Origin of the sequence: Escherichia sp. WS1451, assembly GCF_046487365.1 — a bacterium.
Lineage (GTDB): Bacteria > Pseudomonadota > Gammaproteobacteria > Enterobacterales > Enterobacteriaceae > Escherichia > Escherichia coli.
Genome location: NZ_JBJQJP010000003.1, coordinates 224,392 through 241,853, shown reverse-complemented (window position 1 = coordinate 241,853; position 17,462 = coordinate 224,392). Strand labels below are relative to the sequence as shown.

Below are 17,462 nucleotides of genomic sequence, written 5' to 3'. Positions count from 1 at the left end.
TTAATTATGAGTGGTCATTAAAGGCATCCTTAATCCACTCAACCTCATTCCCGGTGAAGGCTACCACATCGAACCGGCAATCCACAGTATCAAAACTCCCATTATGACGCGCGAGCCACAAGCGGGCAGTCTGTAATAATTTGTGTTGTTTGCTGCGGGTCACACTGGCAGCCGCGCCGCCATAAAGCGCAGAGCGGCGGTAACGCACCTCGACAAAAACGGTGGTCCGGCCTTCACGCATTATCAGATCGATCTCGCCGCCACGCTCGTTCACGTTAGCGGCGATAAACCGCAGTCCTTTGCCTTCCAGCCAGCGACGCGCTTGTGCTTCCCACGCATCGCCGGTCTGTTTGGTGGTTAACTGGCGGGGACTACCTGACCTTGTTGGTACTGTAGCCATGATAACTTCCTGTTAATCACGCAATCCGGGTTAGCCGTCAGACTTCCGGTATTACCGTTGATTTCGAAACCCTGAACCTGGCGCATTTGTGAGAAATGATTTGCCAACGACCAGGCATCAACGCCCATCGCATACATGCGAGCCAGCGAATAATCGTTGTTCACCGCGCTGAGCGCCTGCTGCATTAATGGCAGATTACCGCCCGCCAGCATCGGGATTTCGCTATATTGCAAACCTTCCATTTCCAGACGGAAATCCGGACCCGCGGTGCCTTGTGCGCTTCGGGAGCTTGCGTACAGCGTTGCACCGCTCTGGCTACCGTTACGCATGGCGATCATCGGTTTGATAAAAGCGATTTCGCCCGGCGTTGCCACAATGTACACCGCATCGACACGGCCGCCATTATTGGTGAACTGGTCATCGGTTGGCGTGGTTTGCAGCGTTGGATTGTTGGTCGTCATGCCGGAGTCGGTTGTCGCTCTGGGAGTAATCGGGCTACCCGTTAAAGCAATACCCGAACCGCCGTTAACACCTGCGCGTAATTCGCTGGTGGAACCAAATTTTTGTTGCAGAACGGTGCCGCCACCCAGTTTCTGCCACTCTTGCGCAAACGCATTGGCTACGCGATCGCCCAATGAACTGCGTGGGATCAGCACCAGCGGCGCTTGTTTACCCTGGTCACGAATATGACGCGCTGCATCGCGCGCTTCGTCTTCCGGTGAAAGCGCGAAGTAACAAATATTGACGCGGTTTTCGATATTCTCCGGCTGGTTCAGTGCCAGCACGTTCAGCGGGGTGTTGCTCTTCAGCAACTCTTCAACGTTATTTTTCAGCAACGGACCGACCACAATACTCGCGCCATCCTGTTGAACCTGGTTGAGGATCTGGCTAAGTGGTTGTGATGATGTATCGTAGATTTTCAGCTCTGCGGATGGATTCGCGGGTGCGCTTACCGCTGCGGTGGTTGCCGCCGGGGCGCTTACAGGCACCGGCTGGGCCGCAGGTTGTTCACCGGTCAGATCGCTAACCGAGGCTTGTGCCGGGCTGGCAACGCCATCCACGGTTTGCGGCAGAGGTTGTTCTGCTACGTCTGCGGCAGGTGCGGCAGCTACCTGGGCCGCCACTGGCTGAGTGCCGATATTTTTCGCCGCTTCAAAGCCTTGCTGAATAGTGCGACCAAATACCGCTGCCTGGCCATTCAGTGGCAACAGCAGGGCGATTTTGTTGGTCGATGCGGGTTTAAACGCTTTTACGTTAACCAACTGCGTTGGCAGCATTTTCGCGCCCGGGTTGTTCGGATAACGTTTCTGCCAGTCGGCGATCCCGGCTTTCATCATGTCGGGATCGTTACGGTTATCAAACCAGATGCGCTGCAGATCCAACCAGCCTTGCAGAATATTTTCGTCGGCATTGATCACCAGCGTATTCGCCTGTTCCTGAGTCATGGAGGAGAGCGCCTGCCAGGTGGCGTCAATATTCTGCTGCTTTTCTTTCGCGCCGAGCAGCGGTTCCTGAGCAATTAACGCGCGCAGTAAATCAATGGAAGGACGCCCCTGGCTGGCATCGATTTTTGCCTGCCAGTAACGCGCTTGCTGGTTTTGTTCTAAATCTGCAGGTGTGATTTTCGCCAGCAAGTTTTGCGCGCCAGCAAAATCTTTCTGCGCCAGTTTAATCTCTGCCGCCAGCAGTGTTTTCTCGCGACGCTGAGAATCGTTCAGTTCTTGCGGTAGTTGGTTAAACAACTCCACCGCCTGTCCGGTTTTACCTTCTTTCACCAGTGCACGAATGGCGAGTAATTGCCAGTTGATCCTGGTATCATCAGAACTTTGCTGCATCTGTTGCAGGTAAAAGGCAGAATCAGCCTGCGCCGTGCCCTGCATATAAGCAGTGGACTGATCGGGAGTATGGGTGCCACAACCGGCGAAAATCAGGGCTGCCAGAACAACAGGCAGACAACGCGCGGCTTTCAAACGAGAAAATGTTGAGGGTACCATAATGTATCCAGTGATATTTTTTTTACGCAATGCTCAATATTAAATCGGCAATACGGACGACACAATGAAACAACACCAATCGGCGGATAATTCTCAGGGCCAGCTTTACATTGTACCGACGCCAATCGGCAATCTGGCGGATATCACCCAGCGTGCGTTGGAGGTATTACAGGCCGTTGATCTGATTGCCGCCGAGGATACGCGTCACACCGGTTTATTGCTGCAACATTTTGGGATTAATGCCCGGTTGTTTGCGCTGCACGACCATAACGAACAACAAAAAGCCGAAACGCTGCTGGCGAAGCTGCAAGAGGGGCAAAACATTGCGCTGGTTTCCGATGCCGGAACGCCGCTAATTAACGATCCTGGCTACCATCTGGTGCGTACCTGCCGTGAAGCGGGGATTCGCGTGGTGCCGCTACCCGGGCCGTGTGCTGCTATCACTGCGTTAAGCGCCGCGGGTTTACCATCCGATCGTTTTTGTTATGAAGGCTTTTTACCTGCCAAATCAAAAGGCCGCCGTGATGCGCTAAAAGCCATTGAAGCGGAGCCGCGCACGCTGATTTTTTATGAATCTACCCACCGTCTGTTAGATAGCCTGGAAGATATCGTTGCGGTATTAGGCGAATCCCGCTACGTCGTTCTGGCGCGTGAGCTGACCAAAACCTGGGAAACCATTCACGGCGCGCCCGTTGGCGAGCTGCTGGCGTGGGTCAAAGAAGATGAAAACCGTCGCAAAGGCGAAATGGTACTGATTGTCGAAGGCCATAAAGCACAGGAAGAAGACTTACCCGCCGATGCCCTGCGCACGCTGGCGCTGTTGCAGGCAGAACTGCCACTGAAAAAAGCGGCGGCGCTGGCAGCAGAAATTCACGGCGTGAAGAAAAATGCGCTGTATAAGTATGCACTGGAGCAGCAGGGAGAGTGATTACAGGCGTTGCAGCAGGAATAGCGCTACAACGCCTGTAGCAGGCGAGTTAACGACGACACATCTCATCAATCATGCATGTGAAATGGTTATGCAGCCATAAAAATGAAGCCGGGATAGCGGTAGAGACTTTAGCCGTGAGAAAACGTTCTGTCGCATCCTGCTTTCCTTCGCCAGTCACCAGTAGCAAAACTTCGCGGGCATTGAGAATATCCTTCAGGCCTAAGGTGATCCCACGAGTCACAGGACGGCCCGCGGTTTTTAACATCTCATGTTGCTGTGTTCTGGCATCAAGTTGACTGATATGGCAGGCCGGTTGCAGGCTTTCTCCCGGTTCGTTCAGCCCAAGATGACCGTTTTTCCCCAATCCGAGAACGCATAAATCCAGACCGCCTTTGCGCGCAATCAGGTTCGTTACCCGTTCGCACTCTGTCTCATTTATCTCTTCAGAGCGAAAGCTGATGAGCTGGTCTTCACGCAGCCCCAGCGGCTGCACGATATGCTGTTGTAGGAAAGTTTCGCAGGTACCAGGCATCGTTAATGGCAGATCCACCCATTCGTCGAGCTTCACGAAGGTAAGCTGGCTGACATCAACCTGCTGCTGGTGGATTTTTTCTACCAAATAATGATACGTCAGTAATGGTGTGGCTCCGGTCGCCAGGCAAATCACGGCATCCGGTTTGCTACGGATCACGGCCAATAAATATTCGCTGGCACGTTCACTTAACGCCGTATAGTTTTCAACTTGTTGAAGGGTTTGCACAGGATGAAATTCCTTAAGTAAAGAGGCACCGCCAGACGCAGTGCCTCGTTCCATTTACAAAATGCCGAATGCGGAACAAACAATAGAGAGCACAAAAGTCACGCCGATTAACAGCACCGGATGCGCTTTTTTCACCCGCAGGAAGTAATACATCAGCAGGGTGTAGGCCATCGGTAAAATGTTCGGGAAGACTTTATCGAAGAAATCCTGCTGCAGTGCGACGCTGTGGGTACTGTCGATGGCAAACGATGTCACCACGTTAATATGCACATACGAAGCGATCAGCCCGCCGATTACCGTGATCCCGAGGATGGTTGCCGAACGAGCAATCATCTGCGAGTTCTCTCGCACTTTATCAATAGCCTTCACGCCGACTGAATAACCGACGTGGGTCCAGCCGACGCGCAGGAAGAAGATAAGCAGGTAAACGGCGAAAAATAGAATCGGCCCCAGCAAGTTTCCCTGGCTGGCAAATGATGAGCAAATTCCCGCCATAATCGGCAATAAGGTAAACCAGAAAATCGCATCGCCAATCCCGGCGATTGGGCCAAACAGTGCCACTTTGAGGCCTTTAATGGTGTCGCGGTTTTCTCCTTTTTCTTCCATCGAAATTAATAACCCCATCAGGAATCCGACCAGATTCGGGTGGGTATTAATAAATTCGAGGTTATCTTTCATCGCCGCGCTTAGGCCCGGTTTGTCGTCCTTATAAATCTTTTTCAGGATCGGCAACATCGCCCAGGTAAAACCGCCCGCCTGCATCCTTTCGTAGTTAAAGCTCGCTTGCAGCAGTGACGAACGAAAGCCCAGACGGGTGATATCTTTTTTACTGATTTCAGATCCCATTGCTGTAGTCCTCTTCTTCATTTTTACTGGCAACGGGCTGCGGTTGCGCTTGCTGCCGGGATTTCGCATTGAAAAACTCATACACCGCAAAGCCTGCACCCAGCACGGCAACCGGCAACAGGTTGCTGACCTGGATGTAGCAAACGAACAGGAAGCCGGCGATCAGGTAAGGGATATATTGCGCTTTGAACATCACGCGCAGCAGCAAGCCAAAACCAACGGCAGGCAGAATACCGCCAGCCACTTCAAAGCCGTGGGTCAGCCAGGCGGGCATCGCTTTCACCAGCGCCTGCATCGCCCCTTGTGCCAGGTAAGTACAGAGGAAAGCAATCACCGCATACGCTGAAGCGACGATGAGCATCGTTGTCCAGTTAAGTCGGGAAAATGCTGCCGTATCCGCCTCTTTTGCGCATTTATCGGCTTTGGTCATAAATAATGAGAAAGCGGAATAGAAGAACAGAATGACGTACTGCATTAACAAACTAAACGGCAGGCCAAGACCAATTGCCGTTTTGGCATCAACGCCCGTAGACCATGCAATGACAGTGGTCATCAGACCCGCCATAATAGGGTTGGGCGGCTGAACACCACCTGCAGGGGTTAATCCGGCGAAAGCCAACTCTGTCAGGCCACCGGTAATTAAGCCAGTCTGAATATCACCGAGAATAGCACCTGTAAGGGTACAAACGATTATCGGGCGGAATAAAAATAAGGCTTCCAGCCAAAAATCAATCCCCAGAAAGAAAACTAACGCCGCCAGGGATAATCCCTGGAGTAGGGTTATTTCATGCATTTTTATTACCTCAAACCAATATTAAGGCGATTTTAGATTTAGTCAGGGATTTGTTCTTTTTGATCGCCAGGGACGTCCTGAATGAAAACATTCACGCCACGTTGTTTAATAAAACGTAAGTCCGCGAGATCCTGGTCATCGACATAAACTTTACTGCTGATTTGCTTTTTCCCTTCCGAGAAATGCATATTGCCGACGTTGACATCTTTCAGGTCAATACCACCTTCTACCAATTTACGTACCGTTTGTGGCGTACGGCAAATCAGGAAGATCTTCTGATGCGGTGCAGCTTTGCCGATGACGTTAATGGTTTTTTCGATAGTAAAGAAACGAATGCCAAAGCCGTAGGTTTCTGCGGTAATACCCATTAATTTCTGTTGAATATCATCGTTAGCGACAACATCATCCACGACTACCAACAGATTCGCACCGATGGTGGATGTCCAGGTCACGCCAACCTGACCGTGAACCAGACGGTTATCAATACGGGTTAAGAGAATATTTGGACTGCTCATTGTGTAATCCTCACCATAAAGTTGAATAATATAATTTTTTTAAATATATTATTGTTGCGATATTGTACTGATGTATTTATTAAGGTTTAGTCATCTCCTTTTCCATTAAGGCACTCCCCGATATTAATCGGGAAGTACATTGGGATAAATCATAAAAAACTAATGATTATGCTGAAATTCGATTCGCTGAACCACAGACATTAATTTTATTTCTGACAACTTCTTTCATCGCATCCATTCCGACGCGCATATAATAACGAGGATCATTACCCTGCGGATTTTCCGCAAACCAGGCTTTAACCGCGCCAGCGAAGGCTATTTTTAATTCTGTGGCAACGTTCACTTTTGTGACGCCAAGTTCAATAGTGCGACGGACAAATTCATCCGGGACATCGCTGGCACCATGCAGCACCAGAGGAACATCCACCACTTCACGAATTTCCGCCAGCCGCTGGAAATCAATCTTCGGCGTTTTGCTGTATAAGCCGTGCGCCGTACCAATCGCTACCGCCAGGCTGTCGACGCCAGTCAGTTCGACAAAGCGTTTAGCTTCTTGTGGATCGGTCAGGAATGCACTTTCGGCGTCAACGCTCATGTCATCTTCAACACCGCCCAGGCGGCCCAGTTCTGCTTCCACGCTGCAATCCTGTGAGTGGCAGAAGTCGACAACCGATTTCACCAGCTTCACGTTCTCGTCAAACGGGAAGTGGCTGCCGTCGATCATCGCACTGCGCACGCCTGCGTGGACTTTACGGCGAATATCATCCAACGATTCGTGGTGGTCGAGATGCAGCGCCAGTGGCATGTTGTAGGTTGTGGAATAGGCACTACACAGGGCGTAGATCTCTTCCAGCGCGATATGTTTAAAGGTCCCCGGCGTCCCGGCGAGGATCACCGGCGATCGCATTTCACTGCACACTTCGAGGATCGCCTGGATCGTCTCGGCGTTATGAATGTTAAAGGCAGGCACCGCGTAGCCATTGGCCTGGGCGTCCTGTAACAGATATTTGGTGGAGATAATGCTCATAATGCGATCCTCTTATGCCTGCCACGGATGAATGATTACGCCTTGCACCACGCGGTTAACGGTGCCGCTGGCTGATGGGGTATCCGGCGTATTGCCCATGTGCAGCGACTGCATCAGTGCAAACGTCTGGGCGTACATCAGGAAGCAAAATGCCTGCTCAACGTCGATAAAGTGACGGGACGGCGGCAGGATGATATGTGGACCGGCGGTAATAACGTCGTTGCTTTCCGCGGCGATAGCGATTACGCGCATCGCCTGGTTATCGCGGCGAAGTTCAGCCAGCAGATCAAGATCATACTGACGGGTGTAAGGGTGGCTGGAGACAAATACCACCACCAGCGTTTCGTTATCGACCAGCGATTTTGGTCCATGGCGGAATCCGGTCGGGGAATCATAAAAGGCCGCCAGTTTACCCGCCGTCAGTTCCAGTACTTTCAGCGCCGACTCGCGTGCTGCGCCCTGTAAGCCACCGCTGCCGAGATAAACGATCCGTTTCCACGGTGCGTAACCAAACACACCTTCGCTGAAATCGCCCAGTGAGGTCAGGATCGCCTGGCAACGATTCGCCACGTCGCGGAAGCTCTGGCTATTGATCGTCTCAGGTGCGAAAACCGCGAGGCAGCTGGCCATCATGGTGGTAATGCTGCTGGTCATCGCAAAGCCGCGATCGTGCGTTTCTGCGGGCATCAGCAGGGCAAACGCGTTGTCGCTGTTGATCGCGTTTTGGTAAAGAGCGCCCGCTTCGTTGCAGGTGATCGGCAGGTGATAGCATTCCGGTACAAACTGATTCGCCAGTTCCACGGCGGCGACGCTTTCCGGGCTGTTGCCGGATCGACCGAAGGAGATCAACAGTAGCGGATGAGCTGGATTCAGGTAGTCCATCGGATTAGTGACCAGATCGGTGGTCGGTACGGCGCTGAAGTTTTTACCGGTATGGCTGGCGAGCCACGGCGCGATGATGTCACCGATAAATGCCGAGGTTCCGGCTCCGGTCAGGATTACCCGCAGATTTTCTTTGCGCAGTAACGGTTCAAGGAAGTTATTGAGCGCGGAACGTAGCGCGTCGATGTTGGTGAGTGAACGGATCCATGCGCGAGGCTGATGGCGGATCTCTTCTTCAGTCCATGTACCGGTTGCGGCAGCAGCAGGGGTGTAATTTTCTGGCATAACTCAATCCTTAGTCTGATGAACTTGACGTCGGGCGTTGTCGCTTTCGCTTACCTTTCGTTTCATTTCACTTGGTGATGTCTTTCGTTGATTAAAATCTATAGAAAAGAAATTGAAAGTTCAATGGAGAAAAAAGAAATAAAACGAAATTTGTGATCATTGAAAGAAAAGACAAGGGAAGATTAAAGGATTGCGTGATAACGTCGCTATGTTCACCGATTGCCGGATGCGGCGTACCGTAGGTCGAAGAAGACGCGTCAGCGTCGCATCCGACACCCTGCACAGAGCACAACGAAAGAAAAAGAAAGGCCTTACGGGGGAAGTGAAGGCCCAATAAAGGAGCAAACCATCAAAACGAAGCTAATTGACCCTGAATCCAGATTTGTTGCACATGCAGCCCGCTATCCAGCGCAACGACGCTGGCGCGTTTGCCCGGTTTAAGCGATCCCAGAACACCATCAACACCCAGCATACGCGCCGGATGCAGCGATGCCATATGGATGGCTTCCGCAGGCGTTACGCCCGTCAACTCGACCATGTTGCGCACTGCCGCATCGACAGACAGCGTACTGCCCGCCAGCCCACCGGACGCGGTACGGACAACGCCACCGTGCATCTGCACTTCTTCACCACATAACGTATAGCGACCATCCGGCATCCCGGCTGCCTGCATCGCGTCGGTGATCAGCACGATTCTCTCTTTCGCACAGCAACAACACAGCGACATCGCCGCCGGATGTACATGATGACCATCGGCTATCAGTTCCAGCCAGGCGCGCTTGTCCGTTAATCCCGCGCCAACCATCCCCGGTTCGCGGTGATGTAAACCTGTCATCCCGTTATAGCAATGCACCAGGCCGTCGGCACCAGCGTCAAACGCGGCACGGGTTTGTTGCCAGGTCGCCGCGCTATGCCCCAGCATCACCCGTACGTTTTGCTGTTTAAGATGGCGGATGGCCTGCAATGCCCCTTCTTTTTCTGGTGCCAGCGCTACTACGCGCAAGGTGTGCTGAGAAACGGCAATCAATTGATCCAGCTCGGCAATTTCCAGCTCGCGAAACAGCTCCGGCGGATGCGCGCCTTTATTCTGCGGCGTGAAGTACGGTCCTTCGAGATAACTCCCCAGCACTTGCGCACCAGGTCCGCCACGCTGGCAGCGTAGAGCAATACGTTTCAGCGCCGCATGAATGGTATTAAGCGGCGCGGTTACGGTGGTCGGTAACCAACTGCCGACACCTTCGCGTGCCTTGTGCATTGCCAGCTTGTCGAGCGCATCCGGCGCGTCATCCATTACATCAACGCCCGCACCACCGTGTACATGGGTGTCGATGTAAGCGGGACAGAGCAGTTCCGCATCGCGTTCAGTCACGCCCACTGGAATCGGTTCGATTGCTGCGATTACACCGTCAGCAATACGCAACTGATGGTCATCGAGCCATCCCTCTTCAGTCAGCAGCCTTCTGGCGCGCAGAACGTGTGTCATATTCCTTCCTCGACCGGACATTCCTCATGGCAGCGACCAAGTTCGTCCACCAGACTGGTCAGCCCACGGTGTCCACACTCCAGCGCCTGCACACGGAACTCTTCACCGCTTAACCCTTCGCGTTCCAGCACCATTTCCAGTAATAGTTGCAAATTTGTGCCGGTGATCACTTCACAGCCCGGTTTTTGCATCGCCAGCGTTGAAGCTACGCGAAACGGCGTGCCGCCCAGCAAATCCGTCAGAAAAACAATGCCGTCTTCACAATCCAGTTGGGCGATGGCCTCTTCAAGCTGCGATGTAAGCAGCGCGGTGCTTGAGGTTTCCGGAAAATCGATGGCGATAAACTGCGATTGCTCACCGAGAATTTGCTTCATTGCTTTTTCCATGCCGCTGGCAAATCCGCCATGCCCTGTCAAAATAATACTTAACATCTAATACCTCATTGTATTTAAAGGAAATGGCAGAATTTACCGACGATGCCGAGAACCACGGTAACCGCAATCAGGCGCAGCGGACTCCAGCCGCGGCGTACCAGCCAGAACATGGTCAGGGTGTAGACCAGCGGTAAGAAGGCTGGCATCAGTTTGTCGATAACATCAGCCTGTAACTTAACCACTGCGTCGCCCGCGGTGATTTCCAGCGTGGTGCTTAAACGAACATAGGTTGCCACCAGCGCGCCGATTACCGTCATCCCAACGATAGATGCCGCATGGCCGACTTTTTTGGTATTTGCTTTAATGAGTGGAATCGCCGCCACGCCCATGCGGTAAGCATAATGCGCCAGACCAAAACGCAGCCCCAGGTGCACCACGTTGAACAGCACAATAAAGACGACAGCGCCAAGAATAGAGCCTTGTAGCGCGAGGCTTGCACCTATCCCGCCACAAATCGGCAGTAGCGTTAGCCAGAACATCGCATCGCCAATCCCGCCGAGCGGCGCACCGACGGCAATTTTGGTGCTCTGAATACTGTTAACGTCCTGCTTAGAACGCTCCATCGCAAGGATAATGCCGATAACAAACGTCACCAGAAACGGATGGGTATTGAAGAAACCCATATGCCCCTTCATAGCGCGCGCCAGGTCGCGTTTATTAGTGTGGATCTTTTTCAGTGCTGGCAGCAGGCCGTACAGCCAGCCGGAAGCCTGCATACGTTCGTAGTTGAAAGAAGCCTGTAACAACATGGAACGCCAGGCGACGCGGTTGATATCTTTTTTCGTCAGCTCCGCGCCAATGCTCTGATCTTCATACACGTTTTCATTGACGCCAGTCAGCAGTGTTTCTTCATTTTCGCTGACGTTCGGCAGGGTGGTTTGATTAGATGCCATCTTCAAATTCCTCTTTCTGTGCCGCAGGTTGAGTCGGTTCAGGAGATTTACGCAGCAGGTCGATCAGCGCCATCGCCAGCGCAGCGGCAGCAATAGCCAACACCGGTAACTTGAGCCAGGCTGCGGCAACAAAGCCCAGGATGAAGTAGGGGATGTAGACGTTTTTCATCATGATTTTCAGCAACACGGCAAAACCGATTGCTGGCATGATGCCGCCCGCGACGCCGAGGCCGTCGATTAATCGTTGCGGCAGGACATCAATGATGGTTTTTGCATGTTCCGCGCCGAAGTAGATAGGCAGGAAAGCGCAGAGAAAATAGAAAGTGCCGAGTGCCAGCAGTGCCAGATAGTTCACGCGTTCAATGCCGCGAGTATCGGCGTTCTCCGCCATCCGGTCGCATCGGGACATCACGCCGGACATCACCGAGAACAGGAAGGTAATCCCCATCTGTACTGCGACAGCGAAAGGTACGGCGACACCGACCGCGACATCGGGTTTCACGCCAGTAGTAATGGCAAACGCCGTGCCGACGATAGTACCGATAATCACGTTAGGCGGCTGTGCGCCCGCCAGCGGGGCCAGCCCCATCCACACCAGTTCCAGCGTACCGCCGGTTAAAATACCGGTATGCAGATCGCCAAGTACCAGCCCGACCAACGGGCCGAGGACCACCGGGCGGTGCATATGGGTTAGGCCGTTAAACATATCCAGGCCAGCGATAAAGGCGATAATGCCCAACGCGAATGCCTGCAACAGACTGATTTCCATGATGAATCCCTCAAAGTAATTTAAAGAGGTCCACTGCAGGCTCTGTCGGGACGCCCTGAACGAAGCATTCCACCCCAGCGGCTTTCAGGTCGTTAAATGCTGCGATATCACCCGCATCCACAGAAACCGTTTTGGCGATTTGTTGCTTGCCATTGGCGTAGTGCATATTGCCAACGTTAATGCGATTCACCGGAACGCCACCTTTTACCAGCGTCAGGAAATCGGCAGGTGTTTTACAAACCAGCAGGATTTTCTGTCGATCGGCGGCGCGATGAATGTTGTCGATGACTTTTTGCAGCGTCCAGAAACGTACGGCGATCCCTTCTGCCAGTACCATTTCCATCAGGTTTTGTTGTACCGGATCTTCGGCAACCTCATCGTTGGCTACCAGCACCAGATTTGCCCCCGCAAATCCGACCCACTGAACGCCGACCTGACCGTGAATCAAACGCTCATCAATCCGGCTTAAAACAATATTTGGCATAGCGTGTTCCTCTTTGTTTTGCTTATTGGCCTTCACAGGCTGTGTGGTACTGCGCCAGGATGTCCTGAATATGGTTGATAATGAGTTCCCGTGGTGTTGGCTGCAGCTCGCCGGAGCGAACTTTCACGTATTGCAGCGGCAAATACTGGCTGATGAGCGGTAGCGGAATTGGTGAATCCGCCAGATTACGAACCAGATGAGCGAAAGCGTCATCAATCTGGCTGTCCGGCCAGTAATAGCGCACGCGATCCGAGTAGCTATAACCACGCGCCAGACGACGCGCGTTGCCGTCACCGTGGTAGTGGCTTTGCCAGTATTCCGGGCGGTCGAGCATCACGTTTTCCAGCACCTGACGCAGACCAGAACAGGCTTTTGCTGGTACCAGTTCTTCTTCAATCGCCGCCAGAGAGAACAGAGCTTCACGCAGGGCGAAGGTCAGCGCCGGGCCAACTTTCAGAATGGCAAAGTGGTCAATCACCAGCTGGCGCAACGATTGCGGCGTTTGGTAATCGGTTGAGTGCGCTTCGAAAATCAGCGTTTCGTAGTTTTCGACCATCTGGCTTAAGGCGGTCGCTTTAGCTGGCTGATAATCAATAACGTTGGTGTGATCGAATTCGACGCCGGGTTGAACCACCAGGGCAATAATGCGTGGCCAGATGGCATTCAGGCCCTGCTTTTCAAAGGCGTGGCGATGGGCTTCCAGTGTGGCGCGGGCGGCATCCGGCGTGGTGACCGCCAGCTCGCTTAAGGTTTCATGCGCGCCGCCAGGCACCGGCACTTCGGTACCAATGACATACTCCAGATCGGCCGCGCCAAAATGTTCACGGCAGGTTTCTTCCGCCACTTTCGCCAGACGAGCGGCGCGTTCGGCCACGATGTCATCAGTTAAGGGAATCGGATCGTCCTGACAGGACATGCTGCAATCAAGGTGAATTTTTTTGAATCCTGCCGCCACGTAGCTTTTAATCAAATCATCGGCATTGGCCATTGCCTGAGTGGCAGGCAGGTTTTGCCAGCGGTTTGGCCCCAGATGGTCGCCACCCAGAATCAACGCATCCTGTGGGAAATTCAACGAGTCGGCGAGCTGACAAACAAAGCCGCGAAAATCGGCGGGCGTCATTCCGGTATAACCGCCGAACTGGTCCACCTGATTGGAGGTTGCTTCAATCAGTAACGGCGTTTGGTTTGCACTGGCGTAGCGGATTGCAGCTTCCAGCACCAGCGGATGTGCGGAACAAACGGCATAAATCCCATTTGTTTTGCCCTCTTTGTGCTGTCTCACCATTTCTGTCAGATGTTTCACTTTCCTCTCCAGTTCAGATTACTGCGATATTAATCTTTCGTTTTGTTTCAGTTGATACTGCGCCATGGTGAGATAAAAATAAAACGAAAGATAATAGTTTTCTGATCTGATTCACAAAAGAAACATAATGAAAGCCACTGAAACGAGAGTAGCTTGCGCCAATGGGTAAGGTGGGCTTGCATTTGCTTAATAGAAAGGCGTTAATAGGCAAAACGAAATGAAACGAAAGTTTTACGAAAGGACTTACTATGAGTAATACCGACGCTTCAGGCGAGAAGCGAGTGACAGGCACCAGTGAGCGACGAGAGCAGATCATTCAACGCCTGCGCCAGCAAGGAAGTGTGCAGGTTAACGATCTGTCGGCATTGTATGGCGTATCTACTGTGACGATCCGCAACGATCTGGCGTTTCTGGAAAAGCAGGGGATCGCTGTGCGTGCCTATGGCGGCGCGTTGATCTGCGATAGCACGACGCCGTCAGTCGAGCCATCAGTGGAAGATAAAAGCGCGCTGAACACCGCAATGAAACGCAGCGTTGCGAAAGCTGCCGTTGAGTTGATTCAGCCAGGTCATCGGGTGATCCTCGATTCCGGGACCACCACTTTTGAGATTGCTCGTCTGATGCGCAAGCACACCGACGTAATTGCGATGACCAACGGTATGAACGTGGCTAATGCGTTGCTGGAAGCGGAAGGCGTTGAGCTGCTGATGACCGGAGGGCATTTGCGCCGTCAGTCGCAATCTTTTTACGGTGATCAGGCTGAGCAATCGCTGCAAAATTACCACTTCGATATGCTGTTTCTTGGTGTAGATGCGATCGATCTGGAGCGCGGCGTCAGCACGCATAATGAAGATGAAGCCCGTTTAAACCGTCGGATGTGCGAAGTTGCGGAACGGATCATCGTGGTCACCGATTCCAGTAAGTTCAATCGTTCCAGTTTACATAAGATCATTGATACTCAACGTATCGACATGATCATTGTTGATGAAGGCATTCCTGCGGATAGTCTGGAAGGCCTGCGAAAGGCTGGGGTTGAAGTGATTCTGGTCGGGGAGTGAGAAAGGGTGCCCGCTGGTCAACACGAATGCGTTCGGCGGGCATTGTGAACACCATCAATGGGTTTCTTCTGTCTCTCGGGTGAGGGTTTCCCAGTCGGCAGGAGGATGTCCTCTTTTTAACATTTTGCTGAATACGGTATAGGCATCTGTTTTTTTACCGTAGGTGCGCAGAGTGTTTTCATCGTTCATCCATCCCAGAATGATGACTTTCTCTTTTTCACTATAACGAAAGAAGAGACGATAACGACCAGCACCAAATTTTACCCGTGACCAGTCTTTATTTTTCCCAGAGCCTAACGACTTGCCATGACGGAATGCCGGTGATGATGGATTGACCGTGATATGCTCCTCAATCACTTTATGGACTACCGCCAATAACTTTGTGGCGGCTTTTCTCTGATAATTTTCAGGATCTTTTCCCTTTAATGTCTCGACTTCGGCAACTAAAGCGTCGTAGGTTTCCTGGAAACAGGGATGAGCATATAGCGCCCAACCATTAACCCTTTGTGGAAAATCCATTATTCGTCGTCGCCAATCTCATCATCAATGTTGACGTCCATGCCAGCGACAAGTTTCTTTCCTTGTTGAATGTTGAATGGACGAGTTTTTTGCGGGTTGTTCTGGATATCTGCATCCAGAAAACGCAAAAATGCATTCATAGTATGATCCTCCTGTTCATCTCCCAGTCGGCACATAAATACTTGCCCACCAGGCAGAATTTCGTAATGAATGCTGTCCAGGCCTGGCTTCAGTTTTAAGGCCTTACGCACTGGCGCGGGGATAGTTGTTTGTCCGCGTATCGTGACCTTTGATTCAGTGGTCAGTACAGCGTGAGAGCGAGCATTAGCGGGCATGATTCACTGTCCTTTTACAGCCTGTTTTCTGCTCAAATTATAAGCTTGAACTAAGGTAATGCAAATGCATTATTAATGGATGTGTGGACTTTAAACAATAAAAACATGGCACTAAGGCCATGTTTTGCGAGGGACGTTCCAAAAGAAATCAGGTCACCGGTGCCGGGTTAAACACCGCCAGCTGGTTATGCAGTCCCCATTGATCCGAGAAAGTTTTTTTCTTTCCGCTGGCGACATCGAGAATAAAGTGGAACAGCTTCCAGCCTACCTCTTCTATGGTTTCTTCGCCGGTGGCGATGGTGCCCGCGTTGATATCCATTAAGTCAAACCAACGATTTGCCAGCTCAGTACGTGTTGCCATTTTAATGACCGGTACTGCCATCAGGCCATATGGCGTGCCGCGCCCGGTGGTGAAAACTTGTACGGTAATACCCGAAGCCACTTGTTGAGTACCACAGACAAAATCGCTGGCAGGTGTGGCCGCGTAAATTAATCCACGTTTGGTCGGACGTTGACCCGGTGACAGCACTTCAACAATCGCACTTTTACCCGATTTCGCAATGGAGCCGAGTGCCTTCTCCACCACATTTGCCAGACCGCCTTTCTTGTTGCCCGGCGAAGGGTTGGCGCTGCGGTCGGTTTTTCCCATATTGAGATAGTTATCGTACCACTCCATCTCCTCCAGCAGCCGTTTGCCGACCTCTTCGTTCACTGCGCGTGGTGTCAGCAGATGGATCGCGTCACGCACTTCCGTGACTTCTGAAAACATCACCGTTGCGCCGCAGCGCACCAGTAGATCAGACGCATACCCAACCGCCGGGTTTGCCGTTACGCCAGAAAACGCATCGCTGCCACCGCACTGCATGCCGACAACCAGTTCTGAAGCCGGACAGGTTTCTCGCTGCCGTCGATTCAGTTTGTGCAAATGGCGTTCGGCGACCTGCAAAATATCCTCGACCATGGACTGAAAGCCGACATGCTTTTCATCCTGCAAACTGACAATGCTGGCGCTTTCTACTGGAATAGCTTGCACATCATCCGTTCCAGTCAGCAGGCGCTCAGGCTGCAACTTTTCACAACCCAGACCAATCACCATTACTTCGCCGCCAAAGTTAGGGTTCAGCGAAATATTGTGGATGGTACGAATAGGCACAACTGCCGCCGGTGCGTTAATCGCCACGCCACAGCCGTACAAATGATTCAGCCCCACCACGCCATCGACGTTCGGGTATTTCGGTAGCAGATCGCGTTCAATGATTTTTACTACATAGTCCACCACGCCTGCTACACAGTGGACGCTGGTGGTGATGCCGAGCAGGTTTTTAGTGCCCACGCTGCCATCGGCATTGCGATAGCCCTCAAAGGTGTATCCTTCCAGCGGCGGTAAGGGTTCCGGGACTTTGGTTGCCAGTGGCAGCGTGTGTAACGGCGGCGCTTCCGGTAGTACAACCATTGATTCGTCGATCCAGCTTCCGCGTGGGATTGCGCGCACGGCGTAACCAATCACTTCGCCATAACGAATAATTTCACCATTAGCTGGAATGTCCAGCAATGCGACTTTATGCCCCTGGGGAATATGTTCAATTAATTCCAGCCCATCCGGAAAACGCGTTCCTGCTTTCAGGCCATTATCATTAACAATAATTGCCACATTATCTGTGTCGTGAACTTTTATATAAAACGCAGTTGGCGTTTCTTGTCTGATTTCGATGTTGGCCATTGTGCAATATTCTCCAGCCAGGGGTTATTAA

19 protein-coding genes are annotated in these 17,462 nt (G+C 52.1%); 2 read left to right on the top strand and 17 right to left on the bottom strand.

Annotated elements, in window-relative coordinates; all coding sequences use genetic code 11:
* Positions 1 to 4: 4 nt before the first annotated feature.
* Positions 5 to 400 (bottom strand): YraN family protein, encoded by a 396-nt coding sequence (locus ACJHX7_RS06480; protein ID WP_000246837.1) that lies wholly within the window; start codon positions 398 to 400, stop codon positions 5 to 7.
* Positions 358 to 2,394 (bottom strand): penicillin-binding protein activator LpoA, encoded by a 2,037-nt coding sequence (gene lpoA / locus ACJHX7_RS06475; RefSeq protein WP_094029903.1) that lies wholly within the window; start codon positions 2,392 to 2,394, stop codon positions 358 to 360. Before lpoA ends, ACJHX7_RS06480 begins: the two co-directional genes overlap by 43 nt.
* Before the next feature lie 64 nt (positions 2,395 to 2,458).
* On the opposite strand from lpoA, the gene rsmI reads away from it, so the two are divergent.
* Entirely contained in the window at positions 2,459 to 3,322 is an 864-nt protein-coding gene (gene rsmI, locus ACJHX7_RS06470; RefSeq protein WP_000809263.1) for a 16S rRNA (cytidine(1402)-2'-O)-methyltransferase, read from the top strand.
* Between the two features lie 49 nt (positions 3,323 to 3,371).
* Here the strand turns inward: rsmI and ACJHX7_RS06465 are convergent, their stop codons facing one another.
* The 12 genes from ACJHX7_RS06465 to kbaZ form a co-directional block, all read right to left on the bottom strand.
* Positions 3,372 to 4,139: a galactosamine-6-phosphate isomerase gene (locus ACJHX7_RS06465; RefSeq protein ID WP_094029904.1), complete on the bottom strand. Its 768-nt coding sequence runs from the start codon at positions 4,137 to 4,139 to the stop codon at positions 3,372 to 3,374.
* Positions 4,140 to 4,931 (bottom strand): PTS galactosamine transporter subunit IID, encoded by a 792-nt coding sequence (agaD, locus tag ACJHX7_RS06460; protein WP_000534351.1) that lies wholly within the window; start codon positions 4,929 to 4,931, stop codon positions 4,140 to 4,142.
* The gene (gene agaC, locus ACJHX7_RS06455; RefSeq protein WP_000544474.1) at positions 4,921 to 5,724 is read right to left on the bottom strand and encodes a PTS galactosamine transporter subunit IIC; all 804 of its coding nucleotides are present in this window, start codon (positions 5,722 to 5,724) and stop codon (positions 4,921 to 4,923) included. The genes agaD and agaC overlap by 11 nt, the downstream gene beginning before the upstream one ends.
* Before the next feature lie 38 nt (positions 5,725 to 5,762).
* A complete protein-coding gene (gene agaB, locus ACJHX7_RS06450; protein WP_000098022.1) occupies positions 5,763 to 6,239 on the bottom strand; it encodes a PTS galactosamine transporter subunit IIB in 477 nt (158 codons plus the stop codon).
* A gap of 166 nt (positions 6,240 to 6,405) precedes the next feature.
* Positions 6,406 to 7,266, bottom strand: a complete 861-nt coding sequence (gene kbaY, locus ACJHX7_RS06445; RefSeq protein ID WP_000022773.1) for a tagatose-bisphosphate aldolase subunit KbaY — start codon at positions 7,264 to 7,266, stop codon at positions 6,406 to 6,408.
* Positions 7,267 to 7,278: 12 nt separating this feature from the next.
* On the bottom strand, positions 7,279 to 8,433 hold the full coding sequence (locus ACJHX7_RS06440; protein WP_094029905.1) for an AgaS family sugar isomerase: 1,155 nt from the start codon (positions 8,431 to 8,433) through the stop codon (positions 7,279 to 7,281).
* A 349-nt stretch (positions 8,434 to 8,782) separates the two neighbouring features.
* The gene (gene nagA, locus ACJHX7_RS06435; protein WP_001346706.1) at positions 8,783 to 9,916 is read right to left on the bottom strand and encodes an N-acetylglucosamine-6-phosphate deacetylase; all 1,134 of its coding nucleotides are present in this window, start codon (positions 9,914 to 9,916) and stop codon (positions 8,783 to 8,785) included.
* Entirely contained in the window at positions 9,913 to 10,347 is a 435-nt protein-coding gene (gene agaF, locus ACJHX7_RS06430; RefSeq protein ID WP_000948824.1) for a PTS galactosamine/N-acetylgalactosamine transporter subunit IIA, read from the bottom strand. The genes nagA and agaF overlap by 4 nt, the downstream gene beginning before the upstream one ends.
* Before the next feature lie 17 nt (positions 10,348 to 10,364).
* Positions 10,365 to 11,243: a PTS N-acetylgalactosamine transporter subunit IID gene (gene agaE / locus ACJHX7_RS06425; protein ID WP_001295548.1), complete on the bottom strand. Its 879-nt coding sequence runs from the start codon at positions 11,241 to 11,243 to the stop codon at positions 10,365 to 10,367.
* Positions 11,233 to 12,012: a PTS N-acetylgalactosamine transporter subunit IIC gene (gene agaW / locus ACJHX7_RS06420; protein ID WP_000406214.1), complete on the bottom strand. Its 780-nt coding sequence runs from the start codon at positions 12,010 to 12,012 to the stop codon at positions 11,233 to 11,235. The genes agaE and agaW overlap by 11 nt, the downstream gene beginning before the upstream one ends.
* A gap of 10 nt (positions 12,013 to 12,022) precedes the next feature.
* A complete protein-coding gene (gene agaV, locus ACJHX7_RS06415) occupies positions 12,023 to 12,496 on the bottom strand; it encodes a PTS N-acetylgalactosamine transporter subunit IIB (protein WP_001295547.1) in 474 nt (157 codons plus the stop codon).
* A 22-nt stretch (positions 12,497 to 12,518) separates the two neighbouring features.
* The gene (gene kbaZ / locus ACJHX7_RS06410; protein ID WP_410231546.1) at positions 12,519 to 13,799 is read right to left on the bottom strand and encodes a tagatose-bisphosphate aldolase subunit KbaZ; all 1,281 of its coding nucleotides are present in this window, start codon (positions 13,797 to 13,799) and stop codon (positions 12,519 to 12,521) included.
* 248 nt (positions 13,800 to 14,047) lie between these two features.
* On the opposite strand from kbaZ, the gene agaR reads away from it, so the two are divergent.
* Entirely contained in the window at positions 14,048 to 14,857 is an 810-nt protein-coding gene (gene agaR / locus ACJHX7_RS06405) for an aga operon transcriptional regulator AgaR (RefSeq protein WP_000072187.1), read from the top strand.
* A gap of 54 nt (positions 14,858 to 14,911) precedes the next feature.
* On the opposite strand, the gene yhaV is transcribed toward agaR, so the two are convergent.
* From yhaV to garD, 3 genes are all read right to left on the bottom strand, one after another.
* Entirely contained in the window at positions 14,912 to 15,376 is a 465-nt protein-coding gene (gene yhaV / locus ACJHX7_RS06400; protein ID WP_000347273.1) for a type II toxin-antitoxin system ribonuclease toxin YhaV, read from the bottom strand.
* Positions 15,376 to 15,711: a type II toxin-antitoxin system antitoxin PrlF gene (prlF, locus tag ACJHX7_RS06395; RefSeq protein ID WP_094029907.1), complete on the bottom strand. Its 336-nt coding sequence runs from the start codon at positions 15,709 to 15,711 to the stop codon at positions 15,376 to 15,378. The genes yhaV and prlF overlap by 1 nt, the downstream gene beginning before the upstream one ends.
* 148 nt (positions 15,712 to 15,859) lie before the next feature.
* Positions 15,860 to 17,431 carry a galactarate dehydratase gene (gene garD, locus ACJHX7_RS06390; RefSeq protein WP_001273758.1) on the bottom strand — a complete coding sequence of 524 codons (1,572 nt, stop codon included), beginning with the start codon at positions 17,429 to 17,431 and terminating at the stop codon, positions 15,860 to 15,862.
* Positions 17,432 to 17,462: the final 31 nt, after the last annotated feature.